17 protein-coding genes and 1 tRNA gene are annotated in these 21,496 nt (G+C 40.5%); 5 read left to right on the forward strand and 13 right to left on the reverse strand.

What is annotated here, in order from left to right; all coding sequences use genetic code 11:
• The first annotated feature begins 102 nt into the window (after positions 1-102).
• A complete protein-coding gene (locus tag PS1M3_RS12480) occupies positions 103-723 on the forward strand; it encodes an AhpA/YtjB family protein (RefSeq protein ID WP_058403049.1) in 621 nt (206 codons plus the stop codon).
• Here the strand turns inward: PS1M3_RS12480 and PS1M3_RS12485 are convergent.
• From PS1M3_RS12485 to prfC, 4 genes are all read right to left on the reverse strand, one after another.
• On the reverse strand, positions 690-1,457 hold the full coding sequence (locus tag PS1M3_RS12485) for a TatD family hydrolase (protein WP_203984552.1): 768 nt from the start codon (positions 1,455-1,457) through the stop codon (positions 690-692). The genes PS1M3_RS12480 and PS1M3_RS12485 overlap by 34 nt on opposite strands.
• Positions 1,458-1,469: 12 nt before the next feature.
• Positions 1,470-2,108: a pyridoxamine 5'-phosphate oxidase gene (pdxH, locus tag PS1M3_RS12490; RefSeq protein WP_203984553.1), complete on the reverse strand. Its 639-nt coding sequence runs from the start codon at positions 2,106-2,108 to the stop codon at positions 1,470-1,472.
• A 393-nt stretch (positions 2,109-2,501) separates the two neighbouring features.
• Positions 2,502-4,244, reverse strand: a complete 1,743-nt coding sequence (gene argS / locus PS1M3_RS12495; RefSeq protein WP_008130372.1) for an arginine--tRNA ligase — start codon at positions 4,242-4,244, stop codon at positions 2,502-2,504.
• A gap of 62 nt (positions 4,245-4,306) precedes the next feature.
• Complete coding sequence (prfC, locus tag PS1M3_RS12500; protein ID WP_008130373.1) at positions 4,307-5,896, reverse strand: peptide chain release factor 3; 1,590 nt, start codon at positions 5,894-5,896, stop codon at positions 4,307-4,309.
• A gap of 424 nt (positions 5,897-6,320) precedes the next feature.
• Here prfC and PS1M3_RS12505 point away from each other — a divergent pair, with 424 nt between their 5' ends.
• The gene (locus PS1M3_RS12505) at positions 6,321-8,981 is read left to right on the forward strand and encodes a hybrid sensor histidine kinase/response regulator (RefSeq protein WP_203984554.1); all 2,661 of its coding nucleotides are present in this window, start codon (positions 6,321-6,323) and stop codon (positions 8,979-8,981) included.
• 29 nt (positions 8,982-9,010) lie between these two features.
• Here the strand turns inward: PS1M3_RS12505 and rimI are convergent, their stop codons facing one another.
• The 5 genes from rimI to guaB all read right to left on the reverse strand — a co-directional run bounded on the left by rimI (position 9,011) and on the right by guaB (position 13,222).
• Complete coding sequence (rimI, locus tag PS1M3_RS12510) at positions 9,011-9,478, reverse strand: ribosomal protein S18-alanine N-acetyltransferase (protein ID WP_203987320.1); 468 nt, start codon at positions 9,476-9,478, stop codon at positions 9,011-9,013.
• The gene (locus tag PS1M3_RS12515; protein ID WP_203984556.1) at positions 9,465-9,782 is read right to left on the reverse strand and encodes a hypothetical protein; all 318 of its coding nucleotides are present in this window, start codon (positions 9,780-9,782) and stop codon (positions 9,465-9,467) included. Before PS1M3_RS12515 ends, rimI begins: the two co-directional genes overlap by 14 nt.
• A gap of 65 nt (positions 9,783-9,847) precedes the next feature.
• Positions 9,848-9,924, reverse strand: a tRNA-Trp gene (locus PS1M3_RS12520).
• A gap of 154 nt (positions 9,925-10,078) precedes the next feature.
• Positions 10,079-11,656, reverse strand: a complete 1,578-nt coding sequence (guaA, locus tag PS1M3_RS12525; RefSeq protein WP_039036494.1) for a glutamine-hydrolyzing GMP synthase — start codon at positions 11,654-11,656, stop codon at positions 10,079-10,081.
• 96 nt (positions 11,657-11,752) lie between these two features.
• Positions 11,753-13,222: an IMP dehydrogenase gene (gene guaB / locus PS1M3_RS12530; RefSeq protein WP_008130378.1), complete on the reverse strand. Its 1,470-nt coding sequence runs from the start codon at positions 13,220-13,222 to the stop codon at positions 11,753-11,755.
• Positions 13,223-13,369: 147 nt separating this feature from the next.
• Here guaB and xseA point away from each other — a divergent pair, with 147 nt between their 5' ends.
• Positions 13,370-14,701, forward strand: coding sequence for an exodeoxyribonuclease VII large subunit (gene xseA, locus PS1M3_RS12535; protein ID WP_203984563.1), 1,332 nt, complete (start codon positions 13,370-13,372; stop codon positions 14,699-14,701).
• On the opposite strand, the gene PS1M3_RS12540 is transcribed toward xseA, so the two are convergent.
• The 3 genes from PS1M3_RS12540 to PS1M3_RS12550 all read right to left on the reverse strand — a co-directional run bounded on the left by PS1M3_RS12540 (position 14,698) and on the right by PS1M3_RS12550 (position 17,303).
• Positions 14,698-15,378, reverse strand: a complete 681-nt coding sequence (locus PS1M3_RS12540) for a hypothetical protein (RefSeq protein WP_203984565.1) — start codon at positions 15,376-15,378, stop codon at positions 14,698-14,700. The two genes, xseA and PS1M3_RS12540, sit on opposite strands and share 4 nt — an antisense overlap.
• 35 nt (positions 15,379-15,413) lie before the next feature.
• Positions 15,414-16,232 (reverse strand): serine O-acetyltransferase, encoded by an 819-nt coding sequence (gene cysE, locus PS1M3_RS12545; RefSeq protein WP_006791922.1) that lies wholly within the window; start codon positions 16,230-16,232, stop codon positions 15,414-15,416.
• A 141-nt stretch (positions 16,233-16,373) separates the two neighbouring features.
• Positions 16,374-17,303: a sensor domain-containing diguanylate cyclase gene (locus PS1M3_RS12550; RefSeq protein WP_203984567.1), complete on the reverse strand. Its 930-nt coding sequence runs from the start codon at positions 17,301-17,303 to the stop codon at positions 16,374-16,376.
• Between the two features lie 302 nt (positions 17,304-17,605).
• Between PS1M3_RS12550 and PS1M3_RS12555 the strand changes: the two genes are divergently transcribed.
• Complete coding sequence (locus tag PS1M3_RS12555; RefSeq protein ID WP_138527740.1) at positions 17,606-18,013, forward strand: hypothetical protein; 408 nt, start codon at positions 17,606-17,608, stop codon at positions 18,011-18,013.
• A 1-nt stretch (position 18,014) separates the two neighbouring features.
• Positions 18,015-18,335 (forward strand): helix-turn-helix transcriptional regulator, encoded by a 321-nt coding sequence (locus PS1M3_RS12560; protein WP_010555809.1) that lies wholly within the window; start codon positions 18,015-18,017, stop codon positions 18,333-18,335.
• Positions 18,336-18,507: 172 nt separating this feature from the next.
• Here PS1M3_RS12560 and PS1M3_RS12565 read toward each other — a convergent pair whose 3' ends face one another.
• Positions 18,508-21,387: a pitrilysin family protein gene (locus tag PS1M3_RS12565; RefSeq protein WP_203984570.1), complete on the reverse strand. Its 2,880-nt coding sequence runs from the start codon at positions 21,385-21,387 to the stop codon at positions 18,508-18,510.
• Positions 21,388-21,496 lie beyond the last annotated feature (109 nt).

The following is a 21,496-nucleotide window of genomic DNA, read 5'->3' on the forward strand; positions in this document are numbered from 1 at the left end:
GTTGATGAAAATAGTGCTAAATTCGCCATCAGGGTCAGTTTAAGGTTATAGTAGTAGTTGTAACATCAAATCAAAATTCTGTCAGCAGCATATACGGTGACTATGAAAAATAACCATCTAAAAAATCCAATATCAGCATCACAAAAAAAACGACTTTTACGGTTATTGCTAGCTGCGGGCTGTTTTGTATTGCTTAGCTGGGTTGGTGTAAATAGTAGCTTTCAAAGTCATCAATTGTTGTACGATAGCGCCGATAACACGGCAAAAAGTTTAACCCAATTTATGGCATTAAATGTTAAAACGCCACTGATAGAAAAAAACAAACCCGAACTAAATGCGATATGTAACGATATAGCTAAAGACGAATTTGTACTTTCGGCTACCATTTATGATCATCAGGGCATTTTAGTTGCCAGTAGCGATAATTGGCAGTCGCACCACATTTTAGGTCAACTTCCAGAGTCGACTCCAGGAATAAGTAAACTAAAAACCCCTTTTGTAGAGCCTGTTATAAGTGATGATGACCGTCCTATTGGCTTTGTGTCTGTAACGTATCTAACGCGTGCAGCTATATCGAACAGCCACAGTCATTTTCACGATTTAGGTAGGCAAGTTTTATTAATGCTGGTTATTGCGTGTATTTTTACTTGGCAATTGGGGCGTGGTTTAAAACGTTGGCAGGTAAACCGCTATATGCAAAAAACTTCTGAGCAAGATTTATAAAGCGCTTTAGCAAGCGCCTTTTTGTCACTACATTGTTTTAAACTACATAGTACGTTAAATACATTTGGAATATGTAGCGGCGTATTAATTTCACCTTGATGCCCGCTCAGTGGCATTGAGGGCGAGTCGGTTTCGAGCACTAAATGCTGTGGCTCAATTTGAGCAATAACATTACGGGTTTTTAATGCACGCTCGTAAGTTATAACCCCACCTACACCTAGTTTAAAGCCCTGTTTAATATAATAGTGCGCTTGCTGTAGTGACCCCGAAAACGCATGTATCACCCCACCATATTTTGGCTTACAACGTTTAAACGATTGCGCAATTAAATCATGGCTTTGCCTATGGTGGATAATAAGTGGCAAATTTAACTCATTAGCAATAGTTATTTGCTGCTCAAATAACCACGTTTGCTTTGTAAGGTCTTCAATACTTCTATCAAGCCCACACTCACCTATTGCCCCCAGCTGGTTAATATTTGCTTTTGCAAAATCAAACAGCTGCGCAAGATGAGACTCTTTATGATCAGCTAAAAAGTAAGGATGAAGCCCTGCGGCTATATGCACTTGTGTGTATTTACTTTTAAACTCAATTAACTGTTTAGATTGCGCCAAGCTAATGCCCGGCACAATAAAGCGCTCAACGCCCTTTGCCACACACGCTTTTATAAGTGATTCACGCTCTGCGTCAAACTCGTTAAAATCAAGGTGGCAGTGGGAGTCTATAAATTTCATAGCGTAAACCGCTTAAGGGTTTAAGCGTGTTATTTGCCAGCTATTATCATCTTGGCGTTGGTACATAAAGCGGTCGTGTAGACGATGAGCGCCGCCTTGCCAAAACTCAATTTTAGTAGGCACTACGCAGTACCCCCCCCAAAAATCTGGCAATGGGATTTCACCTTTAGCAAACTTGCTTTTCATATTAGCAAAGGTTTCCATAAGTACTTTTCGCGACGACACTGGCCTGCTTTGTTGCGACGCCCATGCTGCTAATTGGCTTTCTTTAGGACGCGATAAAAAGTATTTTGCCACGGCTGATGTAGGTAATGGTTTTGCCTCGCCGTATACAATTACTTGGCGTTCCATATGGTGCCACGGAAAGTGCAGCGATATTTTGTTATTGCCTTTTAGCTCTTGCGCTTTACGTGAGCCGGTATTAGTAAAAAATACAAACCCGTTATCATCTAAATGTTTTAACAATACAATACGCTGTGAAGGTTGCCCGGTTTCATCAACCGTAGCGACCACCATGGCCGTTGGGTCTGGGATATTACTGCCCACAGCATGCTCAAGCCACGTTTCAAATTGTTTGAATGGATCATCTTGCAAGTTATCTTCGCTTAGCGCGTCTTGCAGGTATTCACGGCGGATGTCTTCGAGTTTCATAAACAAATCCTTCTCTGTTTATTAAAGCGTATGTGGGTAAGTAAGGTCAGGTATTTAATCGTTACAAGAGCAAAAATAAAAGTGTTTTGTTTAATGTTGGGTTTCGTTTCACTCAACCCAACCTACGGTGCAAACCTATGTATCTGCAAGTGTAGGAGTGCTGACAAGGCGAAGTACTTTTTTATGCCAAGGAGCATACAGTTAGTATGCGACTTAGGCTAAAAAAGCACGACAACGCAGCCAAAGCGAACTACACGAAACAGAAGGTTCACCTAAGTAGTTTAGCCTAAGACAAGGCATTCACCCCTACTTATCCCTATGAGCATACGGTTTGTATGTGATTAGGGTAAGTCGGGGTGGATAACGCAGTATTAGGTTAAAATACGACGGTGATTACATTTGCTCCATGACTTCAATGCCTAACAAATCCAATCCTATTTTTAGCGTATCTGCCACTAAATTACACAACACTAAACGGCTGTCACGTACGTTTGGCTCTACGCCTTCTTTAAGTACTGGGCAGGCTTCGTAGAATGTCATGTATAAGCTAGCTAACTCGTATAAGTAACCACATAATACGTGCGGAGTGGCCTCTGAGATCATTAAATCAAGCACTTCTTCAAGCTGAAGTAGTTTAAGCGCGAGTGCTTTTTCTTGCGGCTCGGCTATGGCTACATCAGCATTTAGCGAAGCGGCATCGACACCTGATTTACGGAAAATGCTGCGTACACGGGTATAAGCATATTGTAAGTAAGGTGCTGTCGCGCCTTCAAAGCTTAACATGCTGTCCCAGTTGAATATGTAATCGCTGGTACGATGTTTAGAAAGATCAGCATATTTAACGGCGCCAATACCTACTTTACGGGCAATTTCGCTGCGATCATGATCCGATAAATCAGATTCACGCTCAGCAAGTTTTGTTGCTGCACGACTAATCGACTCTTCAAGTAAGTCGGCAAGCTTAACAGTACCACCAGTACGGGTTTTAAATGGTTTACCATCGGCGCCCATCATGGTGCCAAACGGGCAAAACTCGTAGCTTGTTTCATCGCGTAAAAGGCCAGCTTTTCGTGCAGTAAGCTCCACTTGATTGAAGTGAAGACTTTGGCGCGCATCAACAAATATTAAAATACGCTCAGCACCCAATTTATTTGAGCGGTAATCACACGCGGCTAAATCGGTGGTTGCATACAAAAAGCCGCCGCCAGATTTTTGCACGATAAACGCCGAAGGCTCGCCATCTTTATTTGCAAGTTCATCTAAAAACACAACCTGTGCGCCTTGCGACTCTACCGCTATGTTTTTATCTTTTAATAAGCTAATAATGTCGTTAAGCTCACTGTTATAAGCACTTTCAGCCATAATGTCAGCTTGAGTAAGCGTTACATTTAGACGTTTGTAAACTTCTTCAGAGTGCTTAACAGAGGTCGCTATAAATAGCTTCCATAGCTTTTCACAGTGCGCGTCGCCACCTTGTAGTTTAACTACATAGTCACGGGCTTTATCGGCAAAGCCCTCTTCATCGTCAAAACGTTTTTTAGCATCGCGGTAAAACGTTTCTAAATCAGCAAGCGCTACCGACTCTAAGTCTACGCCTTGGCTAATTTGATCTTCTAAATGGGCAATTAGCATACCAAATTGTGTGCCCCAATCGCCCATGTGGTTTTGACGAATTACTTTGTCGCCTCTAAATTCAAGGGCGCGTACAATGGCATCACCAATAATGGTTGAACGTAAATGGCCTACGTGCATTTCTTTTGCAAGGTTAGGTGATGAGTAATCTACCACGACAGTTTGCGGATTTGCGTGCTCGTTTACAGCCAGTTTTGCATCGCTGTTTGCTGCTTTTACACTGTTGGCTAAAAACTCAGGCTTTAAATGAATATTAATAAAACCTGGGCCGGCAATTTCTGTTTTTTCAGCGATGTCGGTTACATCTAGGTTATCAATAATTTTTTGCGCAAGCTCACGTGGGTTGCTTTTCATTTTTTTAGCGGCGCCCATTGCACCATTAATTTGGTAGTCACCAAATTGTGGGCGTGTGCTTTGTGTAACAGCTGGGTTTGTGTCTTCTGGTAGGCCTGCTGCGGTCATGGCGGCAATGGCTTTTTCTACTAAAATAGTACGAATGTTCATTATATTATTTACCTTTGTAAGCCCGCCATAGCAGGCTTTCAGTTAACTTTAGTCAGTCGATTCTAGTTTTCGCGCGTGTGGTTAAAGGTTACTTCTGGGTAACGCTCTGTCGATAAATTAAGGTTTACACGGCTCGGTGCTATGTAAGTTAAGTTATCGCCACCATCGAGTGCTAAGTTGCTTTCGCACTTACGTTTAAACTCTTCAAACTTTTTAACATCAGTTGAGCTTACCCAACGTGCTGTATTTACGTTTACGCCTTCGTAAATTGCATCTACGTTGTACTCAGCTTTTAAGCGCGCTACAACTACGTCAAACTGAAGTACACCTACCGCGCCTACAATTAAGTCGTTATTAATGAGCGGTCTAAATACTTGTACTGCACCTTCTTCAGAAAGCTGTACTAAGCCTTTTAATAGCTGCTTTTGTTTAAGCGGATCGCGCAAACGAATACGACGAAATAGCTCAGGCGCAAAGTTTGGAATACCGCTAAATTTAAGCTTTTCGCCTTGTGTAAAGGTATCACCAATTTGAATAGTACCGTGGTTATGTAGGCCTATAATATCGCCTGCGAATGCATCTGCTGCACGCTCACGATCGCCTGCCATAAAGGTTACTGCATCTGAAATACTCACCTGTTTACCAAGGCGTACATGATTCATCTTCATGCCTTGACTGTATTTACCCGACACAATACGCATAAAGGCAATACGGTCACGGTGTTTTGGATCCATGTTAGCCTGTATTTTAAATACAAAACCAGTAAAGTTCTCTTCCGTTGCGATTACTTGGCGGTCTTCTGTTTCACGCGGTAGTGGCGTTGGCGCCCACTGTGTTAAACCATCAAGTACATGGTCTACACCAAAGTTACCAAGGGCGGTACCAAAGTATACTGGCGAAAGCTCACCCGCTAAAAATAGTTCAAGGTCAAACTCGTTTGAAGCCCCTATAACAAGCTCTAGTTCTTCACGTAGTTGTTCAGCGAGTTCTTCACCAATGGCGATATCTAGCTCTGGGTTATCAAGGCCTTTAACAGTGCGAACTTCTTGAATTGTATGACCTTGGCCTGTTTTGTATAAAACCGCTTCGTCGTTATGAATGTGGTAAACACCTTTAAACTCTTTACCACAACCAATTGGCCAGGTAATAGGTGCACAGGCAATACTGAGCTCTGTTTCTACTTCATCAAGTAGTTCCATTGGGTCACGAATATCACGGTCACACTTATTCATAAAGGTCACAATTGGCGTGGTACGTAGGCGCGTAACTTCCATTAGCTTACGGGTACGTTCTTCTACACCTTTTGCGGCATCAATAACCATTAAACACGAATCTACCGCGGTCAATGTACGGTACGTATCTTCTGAGAAGTCTTCGTGTCCAGGGGTATCAAGTAAATTCACCAGCGCATTGTTATACGGAAATTGCATTACAGAGGTAGTAACCGATATACCACGCTCTTTTTCCATTTCCATCCAGTCAGACTTTGCATGCTGATTAGAGCCACGGCCTTTTACCGTTCCGGCTTTTTGAATCGCTTGTCCGAACAAAAGTACTTTTTCGGTGATGGTGGTTTTACCTGCATCCGGGTGAGATATAATTGCAAAAGTACGTCGTTTATTTATTTCGCTAAGGAGATTTTGGTCTGCCATTAAAAAGTTCTTATAGTTTGAATACGGATAATATCACCATAAAGTGTGCAGACGTTTAAAGGCTAAAACTGCTAAACCCCGAAACCTCAACACACCAAAACCAAGAGTAAATTAGCTCCTAGTTTGCGATCCGTTATGTTAATCGTAATTAAAGACTATTTTCGCTGATCTTGACCCTTTAAACAATCAATGGTTAGTTATTAACTGATCTTTTTTATTAATATTTAAGCTCAGGCCGTTTAGTTTGTAATTTGACTCAAGCTAAATAAAAATTTTTAACTAATTAGGTAATTAAAACCTATGCATAAAGGAGAAGTTATCTCTAACTAAAGTTTATATTTTAGCGATGAGTAAAACGCAGGCTTGTTTAATAAACTTGTAACGCATACTATAAAAAGATTGCGTCAAGGATATTAGTTAGTTAATGAAAACCAGTAAGTTAAGCATTAGATTATTATGGTATATAACTCCGCTTGTTATATTGCCCCTGCTATTTTTAGGTGGGTTTACGTTAACTAATGTAACTAACTCTACGCAAAAACAAGCCGATCTAATCATGAGCCGCTTTGTTGAGCAGCAACAACAAAAAGCGTTTAACTATATAGACTCATTCCACTCTACCACTAAGCTACTTTCTCGCTCTCCGGTACTTAACGACTTTTTGGCCAATGACGCCCTTTTAGACGGAAATTATACACGCAGGCTTGGCGCTCTAATGGATGTATTTGCCAGTTACAGCGAAGCCTACCCTGACATTATTAGTATAAATCTAGTGTCGGCTAGTGGTAAAAGTGACGCCTATCATTCAAATAATTTAACCATAGCGCCAAAAAACTACCCCTTTTTTAATCAGGTTATACAAAGCAATTTGAGCCAACAACAGTTTATGGTTCAAAAACCCGACGGCACAACCAGCCTGTATTTTGTGCAACGAATAGACAGCGTGGGTTATTACCTAAAACGTCCACAACAACTGGGGTTTATTGTTGTAAATGTTGAGCCTTCAATTTTAAATACTAGTATTTTAGAAGCGCCTTATAACAATACGCTCAATTTATTGTTGACCAAAGACGGTAAAATACTATTTAGCTCTAATTATAATTTACGAGGCCAATACATTAGCGAATATGAACTTAATAAGGTTCACGATTTGGCCGACATAGGCTCACTTTCTACTATTGAGTTATCGAGCATTGATAAAATCGAACGTATGATTTTTGCCGTACAAATGAGCGGCGGCTATTATTACGTATCAACAATTCCCAAAGCGGTACTTCATCAGTCGGGCAAAGCCATTAGCTTAATTACGGGTCTGATTGTTATTATTTCAGTGATCTCGTTACCTATCTTGATATTTGTTGTTGTACGTAACCTATTGTTAAATCCAATAGAGCTATTAGGTGCAGCCAGTCACCGAGTAGGTGACGGTGACTTAGCAGTAAGCTTACCCGCTCATACCGATGACGAAGTAGGCATACTGTTTAACGACTTTAACCACATGGTTAATCAAATTAGGCACTATCAACAACAACTCGAAGAATACAAACATCACCTAGAAGACAAGGTGGAAAGCCGAACTCAAGCGCTTGAGTCTATGAATAGCCAACTTGAACTCGCTATTACTCAAGCAGAGCAAGCTAACCAACTTAAAAGTCGTTTTTTAGCAAACATGAGTCATGAAATACGAACCCCTCTCACCGCTATTATGGGCTTTACAGAGCAGTTGCTACATAACGATAAAATAGTAAACGACAAACAACATTTAAGTACTATTTTACGAAACTCAAAGCACTTACTTGAACTCATTAACAATATTTTGGATTTATCTAAAATTGAAGCTGAAAAATTAGCTGTAGAGCAAGCCTCTGTGAACGTTGTGCAGTTAATCCATGATATTGAGTCAATCATAACGCCACTGGCGCAAGAAAAGCGTTTAGAACTTAATATTATTTTTGACTTACCAATACCGCAAACTATATACACTGATGTAACACGCTTAAAACAAATTTTAATTAATGTGGCCAACAACGCCGTTAAATTTACAGAGCAAGGGCATGTCTCTATTTGTGTGCATTATCATGCTAAAAGCAACCTCATTGAGTTTGTAATAACCGACACCGGTATTGGTATGTCTGAGCATCAAATTTCTCGTGTATTTAAACCGTTTGAACAAGCAGATGCGACAACTACACGTCGCTTTGGTGGTACTGGGTTAGGATTATGTATATCCAAAAATCTGGCAAATTTATTGGGTGGCGACATAAAACTAGAAAGCGAAGTGGGCGAAGGAAGTGAATTTTCAATTAGTGCTGCTTGCCACTTAAAAGGCAAAACACCCGAGCTTGAGCTGCTTGTCGATCATGCACAATTAACCCCTGAAAAAGACCCTCTATTATCATTTGCGACTAACAGCTTTGACGCAAATATTTTGGTTGCTGAAGATAACCCAGATAATCAGCTACTAATTAAGTTGCTGTTGCAAACTTGGGGGCTTGAGCCTGACATAGCTAATAATGGTGCACAAGCCGTAGAAATGGCGCTAGTAAACGACTATCAACTCATTATTATGGATATGCAAATGCCCGTCATGGGTGGGCTTGAAGCCACCAAAATGCTACGACATGCTGCTTACGACGGTCCCATTATTGCACTTACCGCAAACGTAATGAATCACGATATTGGTACCTATATAGAAGCTGGCTGCGACAAAGCGCTTGGAAAACCAATAGATAAAGATGCCCTCGAAAACGTACTTGTTAGCTACTTGCACCTTGAAAAGGATAATCAAAATAAGTGGGATGACTTGTTAAAAAGTGAAAAGTTTCAACAGATATCTGATAATTACTTAGCAAACTTACCCAGTTATTTGGAACAAATAAAAACATTTCACCATGCACAAGATTGGGAAAGCCTAAAAGCAGTTGCGCATAGTGTTAAAGGCAGCGCAGGATGTTTTAACTTTGATGCCATTTACAAAAGCGCTGGCAACCTTGAAGAAAACCTAAAAAGTAACGATAAATCACAAAGAGATGAAATTATAAACTCAGTAATAGTGGCAATACAGCAGGCTATTAACTCAAAATAAAACAGTTGGCTGCCTGCAACTAAAAAGAATTACATAAACCCTAAGCTTAATGCCATACCCATTAAAATAGCATCTTCAAAACCGTTTTTAGTTGCATCATCACTTGGGTAATAATTCTTTCGTACCGACATCTCTATAAACCCAGCTTGCTCATAAAGTTTAATTGCACGCGTATTTGACTCTCGAACTTCTAAAAATAAATTTTCGGCATTTTGCTGTTCACCGTGCTCTATAAATTTACTCAATAGCTGCTTAGCAATCCCCTTACCTTGGTGCTCAGGCTTCACGCATATATCCATAAGCGTAAAATCGGGCCCTGCTTTTTCACCAATGTAAAAACCAACGAGTATGCCACTATCAAAAGCCGCTAAATTAAAATAACGCCCACCAATACATGAACTCATCGTTTTTAAAGTCCAAGGATGACTATGACACGCGTTTTCAATAGCTATAAGCGCTTCTACGGCATCATTATTTACAGGTTTAAAGTTTATCAAGGTGTTCACTTATTAAAGCCCACAAAGCACGTTTATCGGTTGCATTTAGTTGTGGGGATGGCAATTCAAGCTGATCACCCGTTAATTGCATGTGCTTGCTTTTCACCACGCTATTTATAGCTACAGGCACTGCTGCACGATTAATATCTGCAAGTAATTGGCTAGAAAGCTCAAGGGATTCAAATGAAGCAGGCGTTAATTCTTTTTCAACATTATTTCTAAGGGGTTCAGTATTTACTGGTCGAAAGTGAGTATTTAATTCGAGATTTTCAATATCAAAAACAGCTGCGTACCGTGAATGCATAACGACTCGATGAAATGAGGAAGTAAGATAATATAAGAATTAATAAATACGATGTAAAGAAGAAATGGCAGGGGCGGAGAGATTCGAACTCCCAACCGTCGGTTTTGGAGACCGCTGTTCTACCAATTGGAACTACGCCCCTGCAATGACGACGAATTATAGAGAAGTTTCGCTAAAGGTAAAGAGAAAAATCACACATTTAGTTTAACTGCTTTTTAAATAAACAAAACGGCGAATTAGCATGCTAATTCGCCGTTTTTTATCACTTTAATTTACATAACTAAATGCAGGGTAAATTATTCCCACTCAATAGTTGCCGGTGGCTTACCAGAAATATCGTAAACAACGCGTGAAATACCATCAATTTCGTTAATGATACGGTTAGAAACCACACCCAAAAACTCATACGGTAAATGTGACCAACGCGCAGTCATAAAGTCGATAGTTTCAACACAGCGCAGTGACACAACCCAATCGTATTTACGTGCATCACCCATAACTCCTACCGATTTAACCGGTAAGAACACAGTAAACGCTTGGCTTACTTTATGATAAAGCTCGGCTTTGTGTAGCTCTTCAATGAAAATAGCATCTGCACGGCGAAGTAAATCACAGTACTCTTTTTTAATTTCACCAAGTACACGTACACCTAAACCAGGACCAGGGAATGGGTGGCGGTAAAGCATGTCGTACGGTAAACCTAGCTCTAAACCAATTTTACGTACTTCATCTTTAAATAACTCACGAAGTGGCTCAACTAGACCCATTTTCATGTCATCTGGTAATCCGCCCACATTGTGGTGAGATTTGATAACGTGTGCTTTACCTGTAGCAGATGCTGCTGACTCAATAACGTCTGGGTAAATGGTACCTTGACCTAACCATTTAGCATTCTTAAGTTTTTTAGCTTGCTCATCAAATACATTAATGAAAGTATGGCCAATAGCTTTACGCTTATCTTCTGGATCTGACTTACCGGCAAGGTCAGCTAAAAATTGATCTTCAGCATCAACCTTAACAATGTTTAAACCAAACTTGTTGCCAAACATGTCCATTACTTGCTGACCTTCGTTTAAACGAAGTAAACCGTTATCAACAAATACACATGTTAATCTATCACCAATGGCACGATGAATAAGCATAGCTACAACCGATGAATCAACACCGCCTGATAAGCCTAAGATAACTTCGTCGTCGCCAACGGTTTCTTTAATGCGCTCAATGGCATCATCAATAATTTTTGCTGGAGTCCACAGTTTTTCACAACCACAAATATCAATAGCAAAGCGCTCTAATAAACGTTGCCCTTGATGAGTGTGCGTTACTTCTGGGTGAAACTGTACGCCGTAAAAACGTTTTTCTTCGTTAGACATAGCAGCATGCGGACACGTTGGTGTTTTAGCTGTAGTGCTAAAGCTTGCTGGTACTTCCATTACTTTATCGCCGTGGCTCATCCATACGTCTAAAACGCCATTGCCGCCATCGGTAATATGATCTTCAATTGCATCAAACAATGCACAGTTGCCTACCTTTTCAACTTGCGCATAACCAAACTCTTTTTTATCAGAGCTGTGAACACTACCACCAAGCTGAGTAGCCATTGTTTGCATGCCATAACAAATGCCTAATACAGGAACGCCTGCATTAAACACATACTCAGGAGCGCGCGGGCTGTTTTCAAGTGTGGTTGACTCTGGGCCACCAGAAAGAATAATACCTTGTGGGTTAAACTCGCGAATTTGCTCTTCAGTCACATCCCATGCCCACAGCTCACAGTAAACACCAATTTCGCGTATACGGCGAGCGATTAGCTGAGTGTATTGTGAACCAAAGTCTAAAATGAGAATTCGTGAATCGTGAATATCTTTGCTCATGGAGTATCTCGTAAAGTAGATGCTAAATTCCACTAATTTGCTTAGTGGCTATTAAAGAGGGCTGGTAAAGCCAGCCCCGTAATTTCAAGTCGTTGTTTAACCTAAGCGGTAATTTGGTGCTTCTTTGGTAATTTGCACATCATGAACATGCGACTCACCCATACCTGCAGATGTAACACGCACAAACTGAGGCTTAGTGTTTAGCTCTTCAATTGTTGCACAACCCGTTAAGCCCATTGCGCTGCGAAGGCCACCTACCTGCTGGTGAATAATAGTCGCTATTGGCCCTTTATACGCTACGCGACCTTCAATACCTTCAGGGACTAACTTGTCAGCTTCGTTTGATTTTTGGAAGTAGCGATCTGATGAACCTTCTTTTTGATCCATCGCGCCTAAGCTGCCCATACCACGGTATGATTTGTAGTAACGCCCTTGGTATAGTTCTACTTCGCCTGGCGCTTCTTCGGTACCTGCGAGCATTGAGCCCACCATTACACACGATGCACCCGCAACAAGCGCTTTCACAATGTCGCCTGAAAAACGAATACCACCATCGGCAATCACTGGAATATCGCGACCTTTTAAACCATCAACTGCATCTGAAATAGCCGTGATTTGTGGAACACCACAACCGGTAACAATACGGGTTGTACAAATAGAACCAGGGCCGATCCCTACTTTTACTGCATCAACACCGGCATCAGCTAGCGCTATTGCTCCCTCAGCAGTTGCAACGTTACCCGCTACAATTTGAAGATCTGGATAAGCCTGACGAGTTGCAGATACACGGTCAATTACACCTTGAGAGTGACCATGAGAAGTATCGATAAGTAGAACATCAACACCCGCTTCAACTAGTGCAGCAATACGCTCATCAGTACCCGCACCAACACCTACCGCAGCACCTACACGTAAACGACCTAACTCGTCTTTACATGCATGTGGTTTATCTTGCGCTTTTTGGTAATCTTTTACGGTGATCATGCCTTTAAGTTTAAACGCATCATCAACAACTAAAATCTTCTCAATGCGGTGTTCGTGCATTAAACCTAAAATTTCTTCGCGAGCTGCGCCTTCCTTAACGGTAACTAGCTTTTCTTTTTTAGTCATAACAGTCGAAATTGGCTGTTCAAGTTTTGTCTCAAAACGCATATCGCGGCTTGTAACAATACCTACTAAAGTGTTTTCTGGGTCGGTAACTGGAAAGCCTGAGAACCCTTTTTCTTCTGCAAGGTCCATAGCATCTGCAATTGTTAAATCAGCAGTCACTGTTACAGGGTAAGACACAATACCCGCTTCGTAGGTTTTAACTTTTCGTACGTTTTTCGCTTGTTCTTCAATAGTCATGTTTTTATGAATAAAACCAAGACCACCTTCTTGCGCAAGGGCAATAGCTAAACGAGCTTCTGTAACAGTATCCATAGATGCTGAAATAAGCGGCAAGTTAAGTTTGATACCACGCGTTAAGCGAGTTGAAATATTTGCCGTGTGTGGCAAAACAGTAGAATGACCTGGTACTAAAAGTACGTCATCAAAGGTAAGAGCTTCTTTAGCAATTCTAAGCATTTTGGCAACTTCTCACATGTGGATCTAAGATAAGGAATTGCGGCCAAATTTTAACAGCGTTATAGGCATTCGTAAATAATATTTCGCAAATATTTATGATAAACTTCCCTTATAACTTGCCTCATAAATAGTTTTAGGTTGTTTTTTATGTTTTCAAAGCCTTCGCAAACGGTTTATACCGTCTCGCGTCTTAATAGAGAGATCAGAACAGTACTTGAGCAAGGCTTTGCTTCATTAGTGCTTACCGGTGAAATTTCTAATTTTATTGCGCCAGCTTCTGGGCATTGGTATTTTTCGTTAAAAGATGACAAAGCACAAATTAAAGCGGCTATGTGGCGAGGTAATAACCGAAGCCAAAGTTACCGCCCAGAAAACGGCGCACAAGTAACAGTAAAAGCACGCGTATCACTTTATGAGCCTCGCGGCGATTACCAGCTTATTGTTGAACATATGGAGCCGGCAGGCGAAGGCCAACTCAAGCAAGAGTTTGATGCGCTAAAAATGCGTCTTGCTGCTGAAGGGCTGTTTAGCTCTGCATACAAAAAACCACTGCCGCAAAATATAAACCGTATTGGTGTGATAACCTCTGCAACGGGCGCAGCTATAAAAGATATATTAACCGTACTTAAACGCCGCGCACCGCAATTAGAAGTCATTATTTACCCAGCCATGGTGCAAGGTAAAGAAGCCCACATACATTTAATTAACCAAATAGAGTTAGCCAATACACGCAACGAAGTAGACATACTTATTTTAGGGCGCGGCGGTGGTTCACTTGAAGATCTGTGGTGTTTTAACCACGAACAACTCGCCCGCGCTATTCATAACAGTGATTTACCTATTATAAGTGCCGTAGGCCATGAAATAGACACCACAATCAGTGATTATGTTGCCGATATGCGAGCCCCTACCCCCTCTGCGGCGGCTGAGCTTGTCAGTCCTAACACGCAAGAGTTGCATAGCAAAGTAACCCAGCTTATTAACCGCTTAAATAATGCATTTAAACATAGCATTGCAGATAAGCGTGCACTCGCAACCCAATTGCAACATCGTTTAAATCTATGCCACCCGCGCAATCAGCTAAATCAAAAAGCGCAGCGATTAGATGAGTTAAGTATTGCCTTACAACAAGCTATGCAAAGCCGGTTGTACCAACAAGAGCGCACGCTTAATAATTTAACGCCACGTTTAATGCGTCAATCTCCCGACAAAAAGCTAGCGCAAGCTTCTCATCAGCTGTCGCAGTTACAAGCAAGATTAAACCAAGCTATACAACAACAATTACAACAAGCCAATAATAGCCTGGCATTACAAGCAAGTAAGCTAGATTCGGTAAGCCCGCTTAATGTTTTAGCACGCGGTTATAGCATCACTAAAACACAACAAGGGAAGGTGGTTAAATCTGTGGGTCAAATTAAAGCCGGTGATGTTTTAGTTACAGAGCTGGTCGATGGCTCTGTAAAGTCAACAGCGCTTTAAAGCTCTGTTGCCATTAGTAACGTTAGTTCGGTGTCGCTTGAAGTCGAGGTTGTTCTTTTAAATTGCAACCAAAGCTTTTGCTTCATTAACTTATCGTTTAGCTCTCGCCATTGGGTATGATCGAATGAATCGTTATCCGTTGGCGCTGCAAGTTTAAATTTACAAACCGATGTTTTACATTCTGCGCTGACAATATCAGGTATCGATGCTAAATCTGCGGTAAGTAAAAAATCCTGTAATGCGGTTTCAGTTTGATAAGCCCACTCTTCATCACGTTGTTGTTCATCAAACTGTGCCTGTAAAGCGGCTTGCACATCATTTGGAGCTCGCAACTGCTTGACCACACTTTCCATTACCGACTTTTGCTGAGCTAATTGCAGCTTAAGCTGTGTAACTTGCTCTTCTAGGGGAAGCTCATCAAGGGGTTGTGGATCTGGTTTAGGGGAAATATCTTTTTGCTCTAAGCGAGCACTTTGCTCAGGCGCAGCTGGTACAACACGCTTTGCTGTTGCTTCACTTATTTTAGCTGGCTGAACAAGAGGGGTCTGCTGCTTTGTATCAGCATGCTGTACCTTTGCGGGAGTTGAGTCACTTGAAGCCAAACTAAAATATCCCCAAGTTAAACCCACACCAGCAATAAACCCAATTCCAAGGATTAAAACGTTTTCTTTGTTCATATTAATTCCCTTTAAATTTTATTTTTTATTCTATGTCACAGCATAGCGCTGGTATGCGATTCGTTTTCTGGCTCTGGTGTAGCTAAAAAGTTTTGGTTCATACTTTGCGCAGGACACGGGCATTCAGGTCTGCCAATAATTTTAGCAGGTACGCCAACGGCCGTTGTATGAGGTGGCACAGCAGTTAATACCACCGACCCTGCACCAATACGTGCGCCCTCACCTACTTCAATATTACCCAGCACTTTTGCACCTGCGCCAATTAACACACCCGCTCTAATTTTAGGATGACGATCGCCCTGCTCATTACCTGTACCACCAAGCGTAACCGATTGCAGTATTGATACGTTATCTTCAATGACTGCCGTTTCACCAATAACAATACCCGTTGCGTGGTCAAACATTATGCCTTTACCAACCTGACACGCAGGGTGAATATCTACGCCAAACACCTCAGAGGTACGGCTTTGAATAAAACGCGCCAGTTCTTTACGGTTTTGTTGCCACAAGCAGTTAGCTAAACGGTGAGCCTGAATAGCATGAAACCCTTTTAAATTTAAAATAACAGTCAGGTAGGTTTCTGCGGCTGGGTCTCTATCTTTTACAGCTTTAATGTCTTCTGCGACAAAAGACAGCATGCGATCGCATTTTACAAATGATTGATCGAATAATTCACGAATAGTAAATGCAGATACAACAGCATCGGCCAATTTATTAGCAACAATAAAGCTTAACGCCGAACCCAAGCACTCATGATTCAAAATACATGAATACACGTGACTTGCTAAAAGTGGTTCGCGAGTGACGACTTCATTTGCTTCACTTCGAAGCTGTTGCCAAATTTCATGACGCATAATACTGAACTGCCTTAAATTGATATAAAAAGAGCCTTTTGCTAAGTCTAACGGATTTAAAGCTCAAGGTGTTAACGCCTTAGTTATTTGTTCTGGTTATTAGGTATAACAAAGCACATTTAACAACTAAGTATTTAAAATTTAGTCAACCACGGTTAAATCGGCTGCACATATTAAATTTTTACCCGCAGTTTTTGCTTTGTATAATAAGTCATCGGCTTCTTTAACCATATTTTGTATTTTATAACTGTTACAAGGAATAACACTTGCCAGCCCAACACTAACAGTAAGTGTTTTACTTGGTAATGACAGCTCATTACAAATATTAAGCTGCTTTAGCTGCTCTACAATAGCATTAATAATTATTGTAGCTTGCTCTGAGTTTGTGTTGCCATAAACAAGTACAAACTCCTCTCCGCCAAAACGTGCGCAAATATCACTGGGTCTTTTTGTATATTGCTTAAGTACTGCCGCAACTTGTTTTAAACACTCATCACCTTGTTGATGGCCATAAGTGTCGTTAAGTAGCTTAAAGTCATCTAAATCAATTAATGCCAATGAAAGAGGCATGTTTAAACGCTTGCACCTATTCCATTCTTGCTCTAAAAAGCTATCAAAATAACCACGATTAAATATATCAGTTAGCCCATCAATATTGGCCAGTTTCTGGACTTCTTCTTCAGCGAGCTTTCGCTCTGTAATATTTTGATGCGTAATTACATAATAAAAATCAGTACTGTACTTAAATGGTACTACGCGCATCATAAACCAGCGTTTTTCATCATCACTATGGCATGGGTATTCTAAGTAAAACGCTTCTTGCTCTGCATTAATAACAGCATTAATTCCCTTCAATGCCCTTTCGCCTATTTCGTCACCGTTGTCTGCGGCCTTTTTACAGGTAAATAAATAATTTTCTTTTTCCCAAGCACCGCATGAGCAGTCATTTTCTTCACCAAAGTTTTGCCATCCTTTATTTATAAAAACCATTTCTCCTTCTTTATTAATTACAACAACCTGCTCTGGCATAGTGTCCAAAACTAACTTTAAAAATAATTTATCATCTAGCACGCTTACCTTCAGACTTATAAGAATAATTGTCTGAAAGTATATGTACTTAGCGTTTTTATGACAAAAATAAATGCGTACTTTTCTTTAAATTTATTATTTACTCAATCAAAGAATAAAAATGATACGACAGCAACACTCATTTTAAACCTGAACGAAAATCAAATAAAACACATTAAAATCAGTAGTTAAACACACATGACATCCACAGTGTCATATGCCAAACTGCTCACTGGCATATTCATGACGGCGTAAAAAATAATAATAAACGCTAAATTAGCATCATCAACTCAACAAGGATAACGATGATGAAAAACGACATATTAAATACTAAAAAACTCGGCTATAAATTTTATTTTCAAGATGGCGACAATCAAATAGCCTGTTTTGGAAGTTACTTTACTGGTAAAGAAGAGGTGTACATAAATGATGATTTATTTAGTAAAAAGCGCAATGTAAATTGCACAAGCACCCACTCTTTTGATTTTGAGAACTCACAGTACCAAGTAAAGTTTGACATGCTAAACATACTCACAGGGCGAATGGAGTGCACACTTTATAAAGATACAAAAGTCGTTGCCAAACAAATTCAATGCAGTCTTCCTGACGATCCTAAAAAGGCTTTCTTTTTTATTGCTGGTTGCGCATTAGGCGGTGCAGTGTTTGGCTATGCAACTGCAACCATTGTTGAACTATTTGTAGGGAAGCTTTAACGTGCAATTAAATCCTACAACTGTTAAATCACTCAGAGGCCAGTTAAATTGGACTCAGCAGCAACTTGCTGACGCCTGCGATGTTAGTTTACGAACAATTCAACGGGTAGAGAAAGAAGGTGCTGCATCAAAAGAAACAACAATGGCTTTATGTGCTGTATTGGAAGTACGCCAAGGTGAATTAATTAAACTTGAAGATAACACTAACTCTTGCGATGTTAGTCCAGCTTTAAACACGCGTAATATAACCTCAATTTTAGCACTATCGTCAGTAGTCAGCTTTATATTGGGGATGATCACTGTATTTTTTATAATGAGTTGAGGCGCTAAAAAGTGTCAGAACGTAAAGAAAAAGAACTACGAGGCCATATCACATTAATAGCCATAATAAGCGCAGTAATAATTTTAGGGTTAGGGATAAAGGTTGGCTCAATGCTATAAAAAAGCCCCAAACGTGGGGCTTTTAACTATCTACAAGTCGTTTTGTTTAAGGTTTATTTAAAAACACTGTCAACTTTCACTACTTCAATATTGTTAGCCGGAATAGCTAATGCGTAATCGGCAATAACTTTATCTTCTGCAACAAGCGCTGCTGGTTTTTCTGTGTTGTAAACCATTGGCGATGTTTGCTCTGACACTAAACGTTTTTTCATGTCTTCACCGTCACCGGTAATAAACACGTACTGCACGTTATCTGTTTGTAGATTATCTTTAATCACCCGATTCACATCAGCAAGCGTTAGCTTTTCAAGTTTACTTGTTACGTATTTTACAAACGATTCAGTGTTATAAAATTCGCTATCAAGTGCATAACCTAGCTGGCGGTTTTGACTTGCTACAAGCTGCGGCACGTAGTTAATTAAAAAGTTACGTGTTGCCTCAAAGTCTTTTTCGGTTAAGCCGTTTTTAATAAGCTTATCCAGCTCAAATAATGCGGTACGCGTTGCAAAGTGCGCGTCGTTGTTAGAGCGAAGTGGGCGCAACCATACTTGGAATATTTGCTCAGAACGCCCTAAATTTGCATCAGGCTTAGTTTGAAACATACCACGTGGGAAGTATTCAATATATGCGTAATCGCCGTAGTTCATACCGCGCGTTTGACGAATTCGCTCATATAAGTATGAGTTAGAACTACGATGCTCACCAAAGTACGAACGCACAAGCCAAAGGGCAGTCCAATCTTCGCTGCTGCGAATAGTATCAATTGGGAAGCCAAACGACACTGCCGTCGATTGCGCTGATTTTTCTACAATCGTTGCATGATGGCCTTTAAGCTCTGGCGCATCAGGAATACTTAAACGGCTTTGCTCGCCTTTAGGTAAGGTTGCTAAATCGCTCATAATATTTGCTTTAAGCGCTTTTGGCACGGCGCCAATTAAACCTAGTGTTAGTTTAGATTGAGTAAGCTCTGAATTGTAAAATGCTTTTACATCATCAAGCGTTAATGCTTCTAAATCAGAAATATCACCGTAGTTGTAACTTTCGTATGGGTGGCCTTTGTAAAGCGTGCTGTAGAGTACTTCTTTACCTAGCTCTTCATCGTTAGATGCTTTTAATCCCGACTTAATACCGTCGATCATTTCTTTTTTAAGGCGTTTAAAGTCATCGTCTCTAAAGCCTGGGTTAAGTAATTGTTCGCTTACAAGTGCATACCAAGTTTCAGCGTTATCTTTATGAATACGCCCTTGGAACGACAGCATTTCTTTGTCAATCTGGTAACCAAAACTACCTGCAAGTGGATAAAGCGCTTTTTGAATTTCTTTGTAGCTGGTACTTTGCGACCCACCTTGAGCAAGCATTGCGGCGGTAAGCGCAGCTACACCTTTTTTACCTTGAGGATCAGCAGCTGCCCCTGTATTAAATAAAAAGTTTACATCAATCAGCGGCGAGCTATTGGTTTTATCAAGCACTTTAAATACAGGTGCCTCTGGGGCTTGTTCAAGTTTTGCAACTACTGCACTTAAACTCGCCTCTTCTGCAAACCCCGGTGCTTTATCAAGTGCCGACATAGTCACGGTAGTACGCGTGTTATCTACAAAGTATTTATTAGCAACCGCTTTAATATCTTCTGCTGTGATGTTGTCGGCCGACTTATAAAGCTGGTTAATTACTTCAGGATCGCGTTCAAAATGCATGTAACTTGCAAGGGTTGATGCAATTGCTTGCGAAGAATCTAAACCATTAATAAAGCCATATTTAAGGTTAGACTTTAAGTCACTTAATTTTTGTGCATCGACCAACTCTGTTCTGGCTTTTGCATAAGTGCGGTTAATTGCATCACGCGCTTTTGCTAAATCATCAGCGTTTTCTACTTTTACAAATACATGCAGTAAGCCTGGATCTTTGGTTTCTGGATTATAAGTAAACATTTGACTCGCTATTTGTTTATCAACAACGAGCTCTTGATATAAATCTGAGTTACTTGAAAAATAAAGCTGCGAGATTAAATCAAGTGCAGCTCTGTCTTTTTTAGCGGGTTCCCACGCAGCACCCTTATACGATACCAATAGCCAATGCCCCGGCAAGGCTTTATTTTGTTCATGCAAATACTTAGGAGCTTGCTGTTTTGGCTCAGCTTTAATATCGGCAACGTAATTGCCTTTTTCCCAACCACCCCAGTGTTTTTTAACCATTGCCATTGTGGCTTTTGGGTCAACATCACCCACAATAACTAGCGATACATATTCTGGCTTATAAAACTTATCAAAAAACTCTTTACCGTAAGCCATTTGGTCTGGCATGGCTTCTATGTCTTCAAAAAAGCCCATTGTGGTGTGTTTATAAGTGTGTTTTTCAAAAGCCTCTGCACGCACAGCACTTAATAACTTACGAATTGGGCTGGCGTTATTTTTTAAGTACTCACCTTTTACCGTCAATGCTTCGGTTCTAAATTGCTCTTCGGTGTAGGTTAAGTTTTGGAAAATATCAGCTTCAATCTCAAGTACTTTATCAAGGTGCTGCTTTGAAAAGTTTAAATGGTAGTTAGTGTAATCGTTTGTTGTGTATGCGCGGTTGTCAACCCCTGCATTTTTAAATATGGCGGTGTATTCGTCTTGCGGAAATTTTTTAGAGCCTTTAAATACCATATGTTCAAAAAAATGAGCAAAACCCGTTTTGCCCGCTTCTACTTCATTACGCGAGCCAACAGAAACGGGTATTTGCAACGAAACGACATCAGGGTAATCCGTTTTTACAACCATTACACGTAAGCCATTCTCAAGCTCTTCAATTAGGTAATCTTGTGAAAAAACACGGTCATCAGCTTTTTTTATTTGTTCTTGTTTTGCTGTTTGCGTCGTTTCATTTTTTTGCATTGCACAGCCAGTTAAAGCGAGTGATACCGCAAGGCTTGTTGCTAATAATTTAAATTTCATAATTGTCCTTTAGTAAATTGAGCAAAGTTGTTGTCAAAATATTTACAATTTCACTACTAATTATGCCCCAAAGCCAATGAATATAAGAGCCCTCAGTCGCTTTATTATG

Source organism: Pseudoalteromonas sp. PS1M3, assembly GCF_016865405.1.
Classification (GTDB): domain Bacteria; phylum Pseudomonadota; class Gammaproteobacteria; order Enterobacterales; family Alteromonadaceae; genus Pseudoalteromonas; species Pseudoalteromonas marina.